General features: G+C 36.2%; 16 protein-coding genes. 9 read left to right on the forward strand and 7 right to left on the reverse strand.

Annotated features, from left to right (window positions below; genetic code table 11):
- Nucleotides 1-453: 453 nt before the first annotated feature.
- From AABL87_RS00970 to groL, 8 genes are all read left to right on the forward strand, one after another.
- Entirely contained in the window at nt 454-597 is a 144-nt protein-coding gene (locus AABL87_RS00970; protein ID WP_155242163.1) for a hypothetical protein, read from the forward strand.
- Nucleotides 598-953: 356 nt separating this feature from the next.
- Nucleotides 954-2,402, forward strand: a complete 1,449-nt coding sequence (gene miaB, locus AABL87_RS00975) for a tRNA (N6-isopentenyl adenosine(37)-C2)-methylthiotransferase MiaB (RefSeq protein ID WP_341276783.1) — start codon at nt 954-956, stop codon at nt 2,400-2,402.
- Nucleotides 2,403-2,428: 26 nt separating this feature from the next.
- Nucleotides 2,429-3,718, forward strand: coding sequence for a sigma-54 interaction domain-containing protein (locus tag AABL87_RS00980; protein WP_006259655.1), 1,290 nt, complete (start codon nt 2,429-2,431; stop codon nt 3,716-3,718).
- A 2-nt stretch (nt 3,719-3,720) separates the two neighbouring features.
- A complete protein-coding gene (locus tag AABL87_RS00985) occupies nt 3,721-4,224 on the forward strand; it encodes an LptE family protein (protein WP_006259656.1) in 504 nt (167 codons plus the stop codon).
- A 19-nt stretch (nt 4,225-4,243) separates the two neighbouring features.
- The gene (locus tag AABL87_RS00990) at nt 4,244-5,209 is read left to right on the forward strand and encodes a tetratricopeptide repeat protein (protein WP_341276784.1); all 966 of its coding nucleotides are present in this window, start codon (nt 4,244-4,246) and stop codon (nt 5,207-5,209) included.
- A 4-nt stretch (nt 5,210-5,213) separates the two neighbouring features.
- A complete protein-coding gene (gene secG / locus AABL87_RS00995; RefSeq protein ID WP_006259658.1) occupies nt 5,214-5,588 on the forward strand; it encodes a preprotein translocase subunit SecG in 375 nt (124 codons plus the stop codon).
- A gap of 150 nt (nt 5,589-5,738) precedes the next feature.
- Nucleotides 5,739-6,014 carry a co-chaperone GroES gene (locus tag AABL87_RS01000; protein WP_006259659.1) on the forward strand — a complete coding sequence of 92 codons (276 nt, stop codon included), beginning with the start codon at nt 5,739-5,741 and terminating at the stop codon, nt 6,012-6,014.
- A 36-nt stretch (nt 6,015-6,050) separates the two neighbouring features.
- Nucleotides 6,051-7,679 carry a chaperonin GroEL gene (gene groL, locus AABL87_RS01005; protein WP_006259660.1) on the forward strand — a complete coding sequence of 543 codons (1,629 nt, stop codon included), beginning with the start codon at nt 6,051-6,053 and terminating at the stop codon, nt 7,677-7,679.
- 138 nt (nt 7,680-7,817) lie between these two features.
- On the opposite strand, the gene rpe is transcribed toward groL, so the two are convergent.
- The 3 genes from rpe to AABL87_RS01020 all read right to left on the reverse strand — a co-directional run bounded on the left by rpe (nt 7,818) and on the right by AABL87_RS01020 (nt 9,428).
- On the reverse strand, nt 7,818-8,480 hold the full coding sequence (gene rpe / locus AABL87_RS01010) for a ribulose-phosphate 3-epimerase (RefSeq protein WP_259637853.1): 663 nt from the start codon (nt 8,478-8,480) through the stop codon (nt 7,818-7,820).
- Between the two features lie 67 nt (nt 8,481-8,547).
- Nucleotides 8,548-9,252, reverse strand: a complete 705-nt coding sequence (gene lipB / locus AABL87_RS01015) for a lipoyl(octanoyl) transferase LipB (RefSeq protein WP_006262179.1) — start codon at nt 9,250-9,252, stop codon at nt 8,548-8,550.
- Nucleotides 9,253-9,263: 11 nt separating this feature from the next.
- Complete coding sequence (locus AABL87_RS01020; protein ID WP_006259663.1) at nt 9,264-9,428, reverse strand: YqaE/Pmp3 family membrane protein; 165 nt, start codon at nt 9,426-9,428, stop codon at nt 9,264-9,266.
- Nucleotides 9,429-9,618: 190 nt separating this feature from the next.
- Between AABL87_RS01020 and lysS the strand changes: the two genes are divergently transcribed.
- Nucleotides 9,619-11,319 carry a lysine--tRNA ligase gene (gene lysS, locus AABL87_RS01025; RefSeq protein WP_341276785.1) on the forward strand — a complete coding sequence of 567 codons (1,701 nt, stop codon included), beginning with the start codon at nt 9,619-9,621 and terminating at the stop codon, nt 11,317-11,319.
- A gap of 110 nt (nt 11,320-11,429) precedes the next feature.
- Here the strand turns inward: lysS and AABL87_RS01030 are convergent, their stop codons facing one another.
- The 4 genes from AABL87_RS01030 to AABL87_RS01045 all read right to left on the reverse strand — a co-directional run bounded on the left by AABL87_RS01030 (nt 11,430) and on the right by AABL87_RS01045 (nt 15,262).
- Nucleotides 11,430-12,302 (reverse strand): helix-turn-helix domain-containing protein, encoded by an 873-nt coding sequence (locus tag AABL87_RS01030; RefSeq protein ID WP_341276786.1) that lies wholly within the window; start codon nt 12,300-12,302, stop codon nt 11,430-11,432.
- A gap of 85 nt (nt 12,303-12,387) precedes the next feature.
- On the reverse strand, nt 12,388-12,756 hold the full coding sequence (locus AABL87_RS01035; protein WP_006264640.1) for a hypothetical protein: 369 nt from the start codon (nt 12,754-12,756) through the stop codon (nt 12,388-12,390).
- Nucleotides 12,757-12,825: 69 nt separating this feature from the next.
- Nucleotides 12,826-13,689 (reverse strand): sigma-70 family RNA polymerase sigma factor, encoded by an 864-nt coding sequence (locus AABL87_RS01040; RefSeq protein WP_002987652.1) that lies wholly within the window; start codon nt 13,687-13,689, stop codon nt 12,826-12,828.
- 187 nt (nt 13,690-13,876) lie between these two features.
- Nucleotides 13,877-15,262, reverse strand: a complete 1,386-nt coding sequence (locus AABL87_RS01045; protein WP_341276787.1) for an NAD(P)/FAD-dependent oxidoreductase — start codon at nt 15,260-15,262, stop codon at nt 13,877-13,879.
- Nucleotides 15,263-15,496 lie beyond the last annotated feature (234 nt).

Consider the following 15,496-nt stretch of genomic DNA (forward strand, 5'->3'; position numbering starts at 1 on the left):
AATATATGATTTTTTTGAATATATCCGTGCCACTACTTATTAATGCTTCTTTTAACTAATATGCCAGCATATAAAAATTGTAATAATTACCTAGTTATTCGTAAAATAAACCAACATTCTAGCAATAAACCGATATATTGATTTTTTTTACAAACAAAATCAAGAAATTACACAATTTAATAACAATTCTCTAAATTTTTTAATTTTTACCTCTCTCAATGCTTTTATCCCCCTTTTATTTCGCACAATGCTTAAAGTTTTCTAAACCTTTAGAAGTAAAAAAGTCAATAGTGAATCTACTGTTTAACAACTAAACAAATTCCATTTTTTTAAAATCACTTTTTATTTATATGTTTTTGTTTAATGTTTATAGTTTTATATATGTGTCCCACTACTAGTCCAGGACTTGTCCCAAAAGTGGGACAAGTCCTGACCACCTATAGTGTCCCACTTTTGGGACAAGTAGTGGACCCTATCACTAGTTCATTTATTGGACTAGTGTATCGAACTATTTATCATATCGCGATCAGAAACTCCCTAGTGATCTATTTTATTTTGGTAGTAGATGGTTCGGGTAGAGATAGGGTACGCTTTTAGAAAACACCTCTCATCCCAAGTAAGCACTGACTATCTCCGAACAACTTCCGAACGAAAATAAACCAAAACAACACTAAATACTGAATATCAATAAAATAAAACCAAAACAAAAGTGCATACGAGGTCAAAAAGGGATTATAGAGCCATAAACGCCAAATCAGTTCATTAGTATCCATTCTGTAATAATCAACTCAACGACTTAGGATTACAACTCAAAGATTATGAGCAAAAAAGGTATTCTATAGCGTTAAATAAAATGGGGTACAAAAAAACTTTAAAACTAACACTGTCATCTTGTCAGTTAGACAAAAAAAAGTATCTTTGTCCCTTAAAGTAAAACATCCTTAAAGTATCTTATGGAAAAGGTAATTGACGAAAATAAACAAGGTACAAGCTTACATTTAGAACAAAAACAAGACAACAACAAGAAGCTATTTATCGAAAGCTACGGTTGTCAAATGAATTTCTCTGACAGTGAGATTGTAGCATCTATCCTATCTAACGAAGGGTATAATACAACAGACAACTTAGAAGAAGCGGACTTAGTGTTAGTAAACACTTGTTCGATCAGAGATAAAGCAGAACAAACTGTTCGCAAACGTTTAGACCAATACAACCAAATAAAAAGAAAGAACCCTGGTATGAAGGTAGGTGTTCTAGGGTGTATGGCTGAGCGTCTTAAAGCAAAGTTCTTAGAAGAAGAAAAAATCGTGGACATGGTAGTAGGTCCTGATGCTTATAAAGATCTTCCTAACTTACTTAAAGACGTAGAAGAAGGTAGAGATGCGATCAACGTGATCTTATCTAAAGATGAGACTTATGGTGATATCTCTCCAGTGCGTCTACAGAGTAATGGGGTGACAGCATTCGTATCTATCACTAGAGGATGTGATAATATGTGTACATTCTGCGTGGTACCATTCACTAGAGGTCGTGAGCGTAGCCGTGACCCACAGAGTATCATAGAAGAAATCACAGACTTACAAGAGAGAGGTTTTAAAGAAATCACGTTACTAGGTCAGAACGTAGATAGCTACCTATGGTATGGTGGAGGTCTTAAAAAAGACTTCGATAAAGCTAGCGATATGCAGAAAGCGACAGCTGTAGATTTCGCTCAGTTATTAGATCAGTGTGCTACTACATTCCCTAAGATGCGTTTCCGTTTCTCTACTTCTAACCCTCAAGATATGCATATCGAGGTGATAGAGTCTATCGCTAGACATGAGAACATCTGTAAGTATATCCACTTACCAGTACAGTCTGGAAGTACACGTATCTTACAGGAGATGAACCGTCAGCATACTAGAGAAGAATACATCGAACTAGTAGATAAGATCTATGCATTGATACCAGATATCTCGTTATCACAAGATATGATCACTGGATTCCCTACAGAGACTGAAGAGGATCACCAGGACACATTATCACTAATGGAACACGTGAGATATGACTTCGGGTTTATGTTCGCCTACTCTGAGAGACCAGGTACATTAGCTGCTCGTAAGTTAGAGGATGATGTGCCAGAAGAGGTTAAAAAACGTCGTCTTACAGAGATCATCGCTGTACAAAACAAAATCAGCCTTGAGCGTACAAAACGCTTCGTGGGTCAAACGGTAGAAGTACTTATCGAGAAAACATCTAAGCGTAATGAAGACGAGTGGTCTGGGCGTAACTCTCAGAACACTACCGTAGTATTCCCTAAGGAGCACTATAACGTAGGAGACTTCGTGATGGTAGAGATCGCTGACTGTACTTCTGCTACATTAATCGGTAAAGCGGTAGGATACTCTCCTATGCAAGGATAGTAAATAGCAATATTTAAAATATAAGAATGGAAAACCTTCAAGTCATAAAACAACGCTTCGAAATTATCGGTAACGATGTCAAACTAAACCGTGCATTGGAAAAAGCTATACAAGTAGCTCCTACTGATATCTCAGTCTTAGTCACTGGAGAGAGTGGTGTGGGTAAAGAAAGTATTCCTAAGATTATACACTCTATGTCTCATCGAAAGCACGGTAAGTTCATCGCGGTGAACTGTGGTGCTATCCCAGAAGGGACGATAGACAGTGAGTTATTCGGACACGAAAAAGGGGCTTTTACGGGTGCTATAAGCACTCGTGAAGGTTACTTCGAAGAGGCAGATGGCGGTACAATCTTCTTAGATGAAGTGGGAGAACTACCTCTGACTACTCAGGTAAGGCTATTGCGTGTGTTAGAGAATGGAGAGTTTATAAAAGTAGGTTCTTCTAAAGTCCAAAAAACAGATATACGCATCATCGCTGCGACTAATGTCAATATGATGGATGCTATTAATAAGGGCAAGTTTAGAGAAGACCTATACTACAGACTGAGTACAGTAGAGATCACCTTACCTCCTCTACGCGAGCGAGGTGAAGATATCCATCTACTGTTCAGAAAGTTTGCTTCTGACTTCTCACATAAATATAAGATGCCTCCGATAAAGCTAGAACCTGCTGCAGCTGCATACCTTATGCGCTATAGCTGGAATGGTAATATCCGTCAGTTAAGAAACGTGGCAGAACAGATATCGGTATTAGAGACCAATAGAGATATTTCTCTACCTGTACTTCAAGGGTATTTACCTAACCATGACAGACAGTTACCTTCTATCGTGAATGGGCCAAAGGCAGAGTCTGACTTCAGCAATGAACGAGAAATACTGTACAAAGTCCTATTCGACATGAAGAGTGACTTAACTGATCTAAAGAAGCTGACACTAGAGCTACTACAACACGATAAAGGGACAGTATCCGAAACCAACAAATCTCTTATCCAAAAGATCTATGGCACGAAGAAGACTGAGCTACCAGAACTGATGGCTCCACCGAGTACTAATCTAGATATCATCGCGATGGATACTCCGGTATCTCCTAGTGCTAATCTAGGTTTTCACGAGACAGTAGATGATGACGAAGATACTTCTAACTATCTAGAAGCAGAGACAGTAGATGATGAACCTCTAAACTTAGCAAATCAGGAGATAAAGCTGATCAAACTAGCACTAGAGAGACATAACGGCAAGAGAAAGGCTGCTGCTAAAGAATTAAACATCTCAGAGAGAACATTGTATAGAAAAATAAAACAATACGACTTATAGACATGAGAATCAAACAATTATTTGCTCTAATATTTATATCTTTATTTTTTACTAGCTGTAAATATTATAACTTTACGGGAACAGGTAAGATAGATGCTAGTTCATTTCAGGTCAACTCATTCCAGAACAATGCTCCTTTAGTAGAGCCTGGTATAGAGCGTACCTTCACAATGTCCTTACAAGATCTTATCCAAAACCAAACTAGTTTAAGTCTTACTAATGCTGATGCTGACTTAGTCTATGAGGGAGAAATCGTAGAATACCGTATCAGTCCGATGACTGCTACAGCTGATCAGAGAGCGGCTCAGAACAGACTATATGTGTCTGTGAATGTGCGTTTCTTCAACAAGAAGAAACCTGATGACGACTTCGAAAAGAGATTCTCATTCTACTATGACTATGATGCGAACGTACAGTTAGCAGGGGCTAGTCTTAACACAGCTATCGAGACTATCTATGAGCGTATCACACAGGATGTGTTCAATGAATCATTAGCTAAGTGGTAATTATATAAAAATAAATATCTTGACTCTAAACGAATTAGACATATTGCTTCGTCAACCTCAGCAAATCCAAGAGAGTGACAGTCCTCAGTTAAAGCAACTCATAGAGAAGTATCCGTACTTCCAGTCTGTGAGAAGTCTTTATTTGAAGAGCTTATATGTACAAGAAAGTACAGAATATAACTTAGAGTTAAAGAAGACTGCTGCACATACGCTAGACAGAGATATTCTTTTTGATTTCATCGTTTCTCCAGAGTTCGCTACGTATACTCCTATCGTGATAGACATGACAGAGCCTACAGCTGCTGAGGAGTCTAAAATACCAACAGAAGAAGAACCTCAACAAGAGGCTCCAGAACCTAAGCTAACCTCTACGGCTATTAAGAGCTTACTACAGTCTATCACCTTCCACGAGACAGACGATAAGGAAGAAATACAAGATCCTGTAGAAGAAACACCTACAGAAGTCGTTATAGAGCCTGTAGAGGTCATCACAGAGGATCCTATCGTCACTACGCTAGAAGAAAGAGAAACTGTACAGCAAGAAATAGAAAAGCTAGAAGAGAAATTAGAAATAGGAAAACCATTAAACTTCTCAGAAAACGAGAAATTGTCTTTCCAAGAGTGGTTACAATTATCTAAAATAAAGCCGATAGACAGAGAAAATGATTCTATTTTAACAGATTTAGAACAAAAATCAGATATCGAAAAACAAAAAAAAATAGAATTAATAGATAAATTTATAGAAACTAACCCCAAGATAGTTCCTACTAAGAAACCAACCGTAACCCCTGCAAACATTGACACTTCGGTACAAGAGAACAGTAGTTTAATGACAGAAACGTTGGCAAAAATATACTTAGAACAAAAGAAATATCAGAAAGCAATACAAGCTTATGAAATATTAATTTTGAAATATCCAGAAAAAAGTAGTTTCTTTGCAAACCAAATATTAGATATAAAAGCGTTACAACAACATAATAGTTAACACCATGAACACATTTACAATATTTTTAATCTTAATCGCAATTGTATGTTTTTTACTAATCGTAGTAATTATGGTACAGAATCCTAAAGGTGGAGGATTAGATTCTTCTTTCGGTGGGTCTACTGTAGCTGGAGGAGTTAAAAACACAAATGATTTCTTAGATAAAAGTACTTGGACATTAGGTGCAGCATTAATCATCTTAATTCTGTTATCATCTACTAGTTTCAGTGGTGGAGCTGCTGGAGATTCTAAATTATTAGATCCAAACGCAGTAGTACCTACTCAAAATCTGACACCAGAAGCGCCTGCTACGCAAGAGGCTCCTGTGACAACAGAAGAGACTACTCCAACTCAAGAGACTCAAAATCAAGCTGAATAATTTTAGCTTTAAACAATACACGAAATGCCGGCTGTCAAGCTGGCATTTTTTTTTGCCTATATTGTCACTTTTTAGCTTTGGCACACTTTATGCCTTTTGATTATCTATAATAATTAAAAATAATAATTCAATTTCATAAACTATAAAACTATGGCAGTAAATATTAAACCACTTGCAGACAGAGTTCTTATCGAACCATTACCAGCTGAAACTAAAACTGCTTCAGGATTATTCATCCCTGATACAGCAAAAGAAAAACCACAAAGAGGTACTGTAGTAGCTGTAGGAAATGGTACTAAAGATCATGAAATGACAGTAAAAGTAGGAGATACTGTACTATACGGTAAATACGCTGGTACTGAACTAAAATTAGAAGGTACAGACTATCTAATCATGAGAGAGGACGACATTTTAGCAATCGTTTAAAATTGAATCATTAACAACTAAATCCAAAAGAATAAAATGGCAAAAGATATTAAATTCGACATCGAAGCTCGCGAAGGTTTAAAACGCGGAGTAGACGCTTTAGCAAACGCAGTAAAAGTAACATTAGGACCAAAAGGAAGAAACGTAATCATCGGTAAATCATTTGGTGCGCCTACAGTAACTAAAGATGGTGTTTCTGTAGCTAAAGAAGTTGAGTTAGAGAACACATTAGAGAACATGGGTGCTCAGATGGTGAAAGAGGTTGCTTCTAAAACGAATGACTTAGCTGGTGACGGTACGACTACTGCTACTGTATTAGCTCAAGCTATCGTAAAAGAAGGACTTAAGAACGTAGCTGCTGGTGCAAACCCAATGGACTTAAAACGTGGTATAGATAAAGCTGTAGAAATCATCGTAGAAGACTTGAGAAAACAATCTCAAGAAGTAGGTGGTTCTATGGATAAAATCAAACAAGTAGCATCTATCTCTGCTAATAACGATGACTTCATCGGTGAGTTAATCGCTCAAGCATTCGAAAAAGTAGGTAAAGAAGGTGTTATCACTGTAGAAGAAGCTAAAGGAACTGAGACTTATGTAGATGTAGTAGAAGGAATGCAGTTTGACAGAGGGTACTTATCTCCATACTTCGTTACAAACTCTGAGAAAATGGAAGTAGAATTAGATACTCCATATATCTTATTATACGACAAGAAAGTATCTTCTCTTAAAGAACTTTTACCAGTATTAGAGCCAATCGCTCAATCAGGAAAACCTCTATTAATCATCGCTGAAGATGTGGATGGAGAGGCGTTATCTACATTAGTAGTAAACAAATTAAGAGGAGCGTTAAAAATCGCTGCTGTTAAAGCTCCTGGATTCGGAGATAGAAGAAAAGCTATGTTAGAAGATATCGCTATCTTAACAGGTGGTGTGGTTATCTCTGAAGAGCAAGGGTATACATTAGAGAATACTACTTTAGAAATGCTAGGTACTTGTAAGAGAGTTAGCATCGATAAAGATAATACGACTATCGTTAGTGGTGATGGTGAGGCTGAAATGATCAAAAACAGAATCAACCAAATCAAAGCTCAAATGGAAACTACTACTTCTGACTATGACAGAGAGAAGTTACAAGAGCGCTTAGCTAAGTTAGCTGGTGGTGTAGCTGTATTATACGTAGGTGCTCCATCTGAAGTAGAGATGAAAGAGAAGAAAGATCGCGTAGATGACGCTCTTCACGCTACTAGAGCTGCTGTAGAAGAAGGTATCGTAGCTGGTGGTGGTGTAGCTTTATTAAGAGCTAAAAATACTTTAGTTGACATTAAAGCTGAGAATGCTGACGAAGAAACAGGTATCGCTATCATTGCTAAAGCAGTAGAAGCTCCATTGAGAACTATTGTTGAGAATGCTGGATTAGAAGGTTCTGTAGTTGTTTCTAAAGTATTAGAAGGAAAAGAAAACTTCGGATACAATGCTAAAACGAACGAGTATGTAGATATGCTTAACGCTGGTGTAATCGATCCTAAGAAAGTAACTAGAGTAGCTTTAGAAAATGCTGCTTCTGTAGCTGGTATGATCTTAATCACTGAGTGTGCATTAGTAGACATTAAAGATGACAGCGCTGCTGCTATGCCTATGGGTGGTGGTATGCCAGGTATGATGTAATACCTTATCTTATTTCAATATTATATAAGAGGCTGTCCAAAAAGACAGCCTCTTATTTTTTACCTTACCAATAATAACAAAAAAAGGCTTAGTGTATTCAGTACACTAAGCCTTTTTTATATCTCTTAATTAAACTTCTTACTTAGAAGTAATTTCTTTTAAGTCTGCAATAGTTGCGATAGGATCAGCAGCACTGAACACAAAGTTACCTGCTACTAATGCATCTACTCCAGCATCTACTAAAGCTTTTGCATTTTTATTATTAACTCCTCCATCTATCTCTATCATTACCTTCGCTCCTTTAGCCTCTATCATTGCTTTTAGTTTACGCACTTTTTCATACGTGTTCTCAATAAAGCTCTGTCCTCCAAAACCAGGATTAACACTCATGATAAGTACTAGATCTAAGTCTTGAATAATGTCTTCTAATACACTTACAGGTGTATGTGGATTAAGTGCTACTCCAGCTTTCATACCTTCAGCTTTAATAGCTTGTACTGTACGGTGTAGGTGTGTACACGCTTCATAATGCACAGTCAAGATATCTGCTCCTAGCTCCTTAAACGTCTTAATATAACGATCAGGGTCTACTATCATTAAGTGAACGTCTAATGTCTTCTTAGCATGCTTATTAATAGCAGCTAATACTGGCATTCCAAAAGAAATATTTGGCACAAATACTCCATCCATAATGTCAATATGGAACCAATCTGCCTGACTGTTGTTCACCATTTCAATATCTCTCTGAAGATTAGCAAAGTCTGCTGCTAATACTGAAGGTGCTATAATCGTATTTTTCATATAATTGTGTTGTTTGTACAAAGATAAAAAAAATCCCAACAGCGAAGGCTCTTGGGACGTATATTGCTTATTGTTCAATAACTTCTGCTTCGAATAATTCTGAGAAATATTGGATAATCTTAGCTCTTACCTCATCTTCATCTACTTGCTCTACACCTAGTTCTACATTCAAAGAAGTAACTCCTTTACCACGAATACCACAAGGGATAATATTATCAAAGTAACCTAAGTCCGAGTTTACGTTTAAGGCAAAACCGTGCATCGTCACCCAACGAGAGGCTCTTACCCCCATCGCACATATCTTACGTGCAAAAGGTGTTCCTACTCCTAACCATACTCCTGTCTCTCCTTCACTTCTACCAGACTCTATTCCGTAATCTTTTAAAACTAAAATGATAGTCTCTTCTAATAAACGCAAATACTTATGTATATCTGTAAAGAAGTTCTCTAAGTCTAAGATAGGATATCCTACTACCTGACCAGGTCCGTGATAAGTAATGTCACCTCCTCTATTAATCTTATAGAATGTAGCACCTTTTGCCTTTAACTGTTCATCGTTTAAAAGCATATTGTGCACATCTCCACTTTTTCCTAATGTGTAAACATGTGGATGTTCTACGAATAGTAAATAGTTATCTGTATCATCTGTACGCTCTTCTCTTCTATTTCTAATTTTGACATCTAAAATAGATTGGAATATCTCTTCTTGGTAATCCCAAGTATCTTTATAATCTTTCTCGCCTAAATCAATAAGCTTTACTTGTTTATTCATTGTGTTGTTTGTTATTTATTGTATTTAGGATTATTTAGTATGACTAATGCCGCAATAACCCCTGGTACCCAACCTGCGATAGTCAACAGTGTCACTATCAAAATAGATCCACATCCCTTGTCTAAAACGGCTAAAGGTGGTAAAAAAATAGATAATAATACTCTTCCTAAACTCATAGCTAAATAATTTTGTCTGATACAAATTTCGGCATTTTTTAGTCAACTCCCTCGTTAATGAAGTTAAAATGATGAGACCTACCTCGTTTTATTACAAAGTATTGCAAATTAAGTCGTTTTATAGCGAATACTAATTGTCGCATTTTCAAAGATTAACTATATTTGCCTTTTAAATTAATTTACAGTTATTATGCAACTTTCAGAACAAGAAATCATCAGAAGAGAAAAGCTGAGCAAGTTACAAGAGCTTGGTGTGAATCCCTATCCTGCTAATCTATTTCCAGTAGACCATACATCGAAGGAGATAAAGAACGATTTTGAAGAAGGTAAGAAGGTTATCGTGGCTGGTAGATTAATGTCTTCAAGAATTCAAGGAAAAGCTTCTTTTGCAACTATTCAAGATAGCGAAGGAAAGATTCAGTTATATATCAATCGTGATGAGTTATGCCCAGGAGAGGACAAGACTCTTTACAATGAGATTTACAAAAAACTTATTGACTTAGGTGACTTCGTTGGTATCGAAGGAGAGTTATTCACTACACAAGTAGGAGAAAAAACAGTACGTGTACAAGGATTACAACTATTAAGTAAATCTTTACGACCACTTCCATTACCAAAAACGGATGCAGAAGGAAATACATTTGACGCTTTTACAGATCCAGAATTGCGTTACAGAATGCGTTATGTTGATTTAGTGGTAAATCCAATAAATAAAGATATCTTCATTAAACGTACGAAGTTATTCAACGCTATGCGTCAGTTCTTCAACGAAGCTGGTTATATGGAAGTAGAAACTCCTATATTACAGTCTATCCCTGGTGGAGCTTCTGCTCGTCCATTCATCACTCACCACAATGCATTAGACATTCCTCTATACTTGAGAATTGCTAATGAATTGTACTTAAAACGTTTAATCGTTGGTGGTTTTGATGGTGTGTATGAGTTCTCTAAAAACTTCCGTAACGAAGGTATGGACAGAACACATAACCCTGAGTTTACTGCTATGGAGATCTATGTAGCTTATAAAGACTATAACTGGATGATGGAGTTTACAGAGCGTTTATTAGAATTCTGTGCTATCGCTGTTAATGGAACTACTAAAGCTACTTTCGGAGAACACGAAATCGACTTTAAAGCTCCTTACAAACGTATCACGATGGCTGACTCTATTAAAGAGTTTACAGGATTTGATATCACTGGTAAATCAGAAGATGAGATTCGTCAAGCTGCTTTAGGCATGGGTATTCCAGTAGATGAAACAATGGGTAAAGGAAAACTTATCGACGAAATCTTTGGAGAGAAATGTGAAGGAAACTATATCCAACCAACATACATTACTGACTATCCAAAAGAAATGTCTCCATTGACAAAAGCTCATAGAGATAATCCAGAATTGACAGAGCGTTTTGAGCTAATGGTTTGTGGTAAAGAGATTGCGAATGCTTACTCTGAGCTTAATGACCCTATCGACCAAAGAGAGCGCTTCGAAGCACAAATGGCTTTAGCTGATCGTGGAGATGATGAAGCGATGTTTATCGACCAAGACTTCTTACGTGCCTTAGAGTATGGTATGCCTCCTACATCAGGATTAGGTATCGGTATGGACCGTTTAATCATGTTCTTAACCAATAATCCTTCTATCCAAGAGGTGTTATTCTTCCCTCAAATGAGACCAGAGAAAACAGCTCCTTCAATAGAGTTATCAGATGAAGAGAAAATCATTATTCAGATATTAGAAAACAATGACAATAAAGTGGAGTTGGGTTCTTTAAAAGAACAAGCTGCTTTAAGTGGTAAGAAATGGGATAAAGCAATGAAAGGACTTTCTTCTCACAATCTTACTAAAGTAGAAACTGAAGGTGATACAAAATATGTAGTGTACCAACACTAAGAAATAAAAAACGAGACTTAATAGTCTCGTTTTTTTATACCTATATTCAAGCGTCATCTACTCCTCCTGAAGGATATGCTCATGTGCTCTAACTAGGAACTACCTTTTATTCAAGAAAATGACTTGCGGTAATGATCTGGTGTAATCCCTTCTTGTTTTTTAAAGAATGTAACAAAGTAAGACGTACTATCAAAGCACAATTCCTGCGCAATCTCATTGACATTAAATGTGCTAAACTGCAACAATCTCTTTGCTTCTACCACAATGCGTTGACGAACTAATTGTCCTGCAGTTATCCCTCGCTCTTGTTTGCAAAGTTTATTGAGATAGTTAGGAGTCACACATAGCTTCTCGGCGTAAAAAGAAGGTGTTTTAGCCTCTTTAAAGTGAACTTCGACCAAATCCATAAAAGCGAGAATACGATCGTTATAACCAGCCTTATTATACTCTATCGAAAAATGCTGATCACCTTCATCAACACTCTGTAACTCACATAGCAATATATTTAAGTAAGAGCGTAAAACCTTCATTCGATATACTCTATCTGTACTGTACTCACCCAGCATCATATCCACCAATAACACAACCTTAGTACGCACACTCTCACTCACTATCTGCTGAGAGGCACTATCTAATTGAAAGAAATCAAAATAACGCAAGATATTCTCATGATAGCGTTGAGAAAAGAAAGAATCCTCAAAACCGATGAATACACCTGTACATTCAGTATTGAACTGCATCTGTACAACATCACCTGGTTTAATAAAGTAAACACTTGACTGATAATCGACATAATCAATCCCATTAATCTTAATAGAATAGTTTCCCCTATACACAAAGGCAATCATGTAAAAGTTAGCCCTAAAACTATCTTTTAATAAAGGATAAGCATTGCCTAAGACACTTATTGACTTAATAAAAAATGAAGACTGATCCTGTGTAAAATAACTGATTGGAAAGGATTTTATAATCTTAGTAGACATAAGAATCTTTAATTAATATTATACATAAGCTCACTGACCGCACTACTATAGATAGACGATCAAATAATCACATTATAAATACTAATTAAACGAGGGGAGGACGTAGATCCTGACGGCTAAATAAAGAGGAATACAAATTATTATATCTATCATAAACCTTATGTACTCCTTTTATATCAAAATTAGGAGTAGGTAGTTCAGATTTATAATCAACATACATCAAAACAAAAGCAATAGTATATACCTGCTTAACAGCATCTTTCTTTTGTTCTTCCTTAGCTATCTTAGCTAATTCTTGCATTAGATAACACTGTCCATTACAATGCATCTCAGGCTTGTCTTGATTCACACATAAAAAAGTAGCGATATAATCATAGTCTACCAGGTAGTCTACCAACGGCACTACTGGTCTAAATACTAATAAGGATATGATTATAAACAAAAACTTTCTCACAATACAAATATACGCTAACCTAAGGTATAAAAAAAAGCGTTACCTAAATAGTAACGCTTCTAATCTATATTATCCTAAGTATGTCTTAAGAATTTTACTTCTAGACGTATGTTTTAATCTACGAATAGCTTTCTCTTTAATCTGTCTAACACGCTCTCTAGTAAGATCGAATGTTTCTCCTATTTCTTCTAATGTCATAGGATGTTGATCACCTAAACCGAAGTATAAACGTACAACGTCAGCTTCTCTAGGAGTCAAAGTCTCTAATGCTCTCTCGATTTCAGTTCTAAGAGACTCATGAATAAGCTCTCTATCTGGATTAGGAGACTCACCTGAACGCAATACATCGTATAAGTTAGAATCTTCTCCTTCTACTAACGGAGCATCCATTGATAAATGACGACCAGAGTTTTTCATACTCTCTTTTACATCATTTACAGTCATATCAAGTTCTACAGCGATTTCTTCTGCTGAAGGTGGACGTTCATTAGATTGCTCTAATAAAGCATACATCTTATTAATTTTATTAATAGAACCGATCTTATTCAATGGTAAACGTACGATACGAGATTGTTCTGCTAAAGCTGATAAAATCGACTGACGAATCCACCATACTGCATAAGAAATGAATTTGAATCCTCGTGTCTCATCAAAACGCTGTGCAGCTTTGATCAGACCTAAGTTTCCTTCATTAATTAAATCGGGTAATGTCAATCCTTGGTTTTGATATTGCTTTGCCACCGATACTACGAAACGTAAGTTTGCTTTCGTTAATTTCTCTAGTGCTCTTTGATCTCCTGCTTTGATTCGTTGCGCTAACTCTACTTCCTCATCCGCAGTAATTAAATCTACTTTACCAATTTCTTGCAAGTACTTATCTAGAGAAGCGGTCTCACGATTCGTTACCTGCTTGGTAATTTTAAGTTGTCTCATATTATTTCTATCCTTATTTTTGCTATGATGTGCTCTTCACACATTAGTTATACGTACACTATTACTAAAAGGTTACAACATTTTTAAAAATATTTTTTAACCTCATATTACCTACACAAAAAAAGCGCCACAAAATCAAAATCCTGTAGCGCTAACTTTATTTTATAAAAAATATAACTCTTTTATCTTAGTAGTAATTCTCTTTACTTAATTCTAACTCATCTACCTCTACCTCATCCAGATACCTTTCTAAGCTATCATCTAACTCCTTCATCCATGGTGTATGATGCTCTTCTGCAGTGACACCTGTCATCACAGAAGTATATACTTTATCTCTATAATTTAGAATATTAGTTTCTTTATCATTTAACCAACTTTTAAACATCTCTGCCACTCTATCTAGATCAAATGTAGGATAATCTGTCATCTCTATCAATTCTTTGATATAATCAGTCTGGAAGTCTACATGCTCCTCTCCTGTTACAGACGCTTTTTCTAGTTCTACCCACTTAGCGATATCCTTATCCCTAGTTTCTTTATTAGGTAAAGCGATACGTCCTAACATATAATCTCTAGCAAACCAAGCTTGCGTATCGAACATATTGAACGTATAATATTGATCTTGCATTCCTAAAAAGATTAGTCGCTCATTCTCATTGAACACAACTCCTTTGTACAGATTATCTGGATATAAATTATTCTTTGTCTTTAACCTTAAATTATCTGGCAAGAACGGGAACTTATGTTGGTACCCCGTACACAGAATTACTGCGTCATATTCCTTCTTAGAGCCATCTTTAAAGTGAGCCACATTATCCTCGAAATGGGTTACAATGGGTTTCTCCTCAATCCCCTTAGGCCATTTAGCCCCAATAGGATTGGTTCTATACGAAATAGTAACTGATCTACTACCGTGTTTAAAACATTGTACACCGATATCCTCAGCAGAATAACTACTTCCTATTAACAAAATATCTTTATCTATAAACTGATCTGCACCTCTAAAATCGTGCGCATGCATCACTGTTCCAGGAAAACTATCTATTCCCTTAAAATAAGGCATATTTGGCGTTGAGAAGTGTCCCGTTCCCACAACTAAGTAATCGAAGTACTCCTCAAAAGTTTCATTCTTTACTAAGTCATCGAATATAACTCTAAACTGCTTCTTATCTTCTAGGTAATCTACCCATCTAGCCACAGTATTAAACTTGATAAAATCTCTTGCATTACTCTGCTTAATACGCCCTTGTATATAATCGAATAAAACCTCTCTCGGTGGGTATGAAGATATAGGTTGTTTAAAGTGCTCCATAAATGTATAATCAGAGAACTCTAAACATTCTTTAGGCCCATTAGACCATAAGTATTTATACATACTCCCGTGTATTGGTTCACCATATTTTCCTACACCTGTACGCCAAGTATAGTTCCACATTCCTCCCCAATTATCTTGTTTTTCATAACATTTAATCTCTGGAATAGGGTTACCTTTTTTTTGTTCTGACTCGAACGCACGTAACATGGCTAATCCACTCGGACCAGCACCAATAATTCCAACTTTTAAATTTAACATAACTACATAACGAATTTGTCCTCACTATAAAGTGAAGAAATTAATAAAATGATTATCACTGATTGCTCAGCCGAGATAGAATACCACATGTTCGTATTCTATAATAGATACATCTAATAAGCGATGTACATTAGGCAGCATAATTATATGCTGAAAATAAGGTCAAGTATATCAAACTTGAATTTGGATAGGAGTTGAATACACGTGCTAGAAATATATAAGCACGCCACCCCC

It is taken from the genome of Myroides sp. C4067, from assembly GCF_038039665.1.
Classification (GTDB): Bacteria; Bacteroidota; Bacteroidia; order Flavobacteriales; family Flavobacteriaceae; genus Flavobacterium; species Flavobacterium odoratimimum.

What these genes read in the sequence shown, in the direction of transcription:
- miaB (WP_341276783.1), top strand. Translation starts at nt 954, where the DNA reads ATGGAAAAGGTAATTGACGAAAATAAACAAGGTACAAGCTTACATTTA.
- AABL87_RS00980 (WP_006259655.1), top strand. Translation starts at nt 2,429, where the DNA reads ATGGAAAACCTTCAAGTCATAAAACAACGCTTCGAAATTATCGGTAAC.
- AABL87_RS00985 (WP_006259656.1), top strand. Translation starts at nt 3,721, where the DNA reads ATGAGAATCAAACAATTATTTGCTCTAATATTTATATCTTTATTTTTT.
- secG (WP_006259658.1), top strand. Translation starts at nt 5,214, where the DNA reads ATGAACACATTTACAATATTTTTAATCTTAATCGCAATTGTATGTTTT.
- AABL87_RS01000 (WP_006259659.1), top strand. Translation starts at nt 5,739, where the DNA reads ATGGCAGTAAATATTAAACCACTTGCAGACAGAGTTCTTATCGAACCA.
- groL (WP_006259660.1), top strand. Translation starts at nt 6,051, where the DNA reads ATGGCAAAAGATATTAAATTCGACATCGAAGCTCGCGAAGGTTTAAAA.
- rpe (WP_259637853.1), bottom strand. Translation starts at nt 8,480, where the DNA reads ATGAAAAATACGATTATAGCACCTTCAGTATTAGCAGCAGACTTTGCT.
- lipB (WP_006262179.1), bottom strand. Translation starts at nt 9,252, where the DNA reads ATGAATAAACAAGTAAAGCTTATTGATTTAGGCGAGAAAGATTATAAA.
- AABL87_RS01020 (WP_006259663.1), bottom strand. Translation starts at nt 9,428, where the DNA reads ATGAGTTTAGGAAGAGTATTATTATCTATTTTTTTACCACCTTTAGCC.
- lysS (WP_341276785.1), top strand. Translation starts at nt 9,619, where the DNA reads ATGCAACTTTCAGAACAAGAAATCATCAGAAGAGAAAAGCTGAGCAAG.
- AABL87_RS01030 (WP_341276786.1), bottom strand. Translation starts at nt 12,302, where the DNA reads ATGTCTACTAAGATTATAAAATCCTTTCCAATCAGTTATTTTACACAG.
- AABL87_RS01040 (WP_002987652.1), bottom strand. Translation starts at nt 13,689, where the DNA reads ATGAGACAACTTAAAATTACCAAGCAGGTAACGAATCGTGAGACCGCT.
- AABL87_RS01045 (WP_341276787.1), bottom strand. Translation starts at nt 15,262, where the DNA reads ATGTTAAATTTAAAAGTTGGAATTATTGGTGCTGGTCCGAGTGGATTA.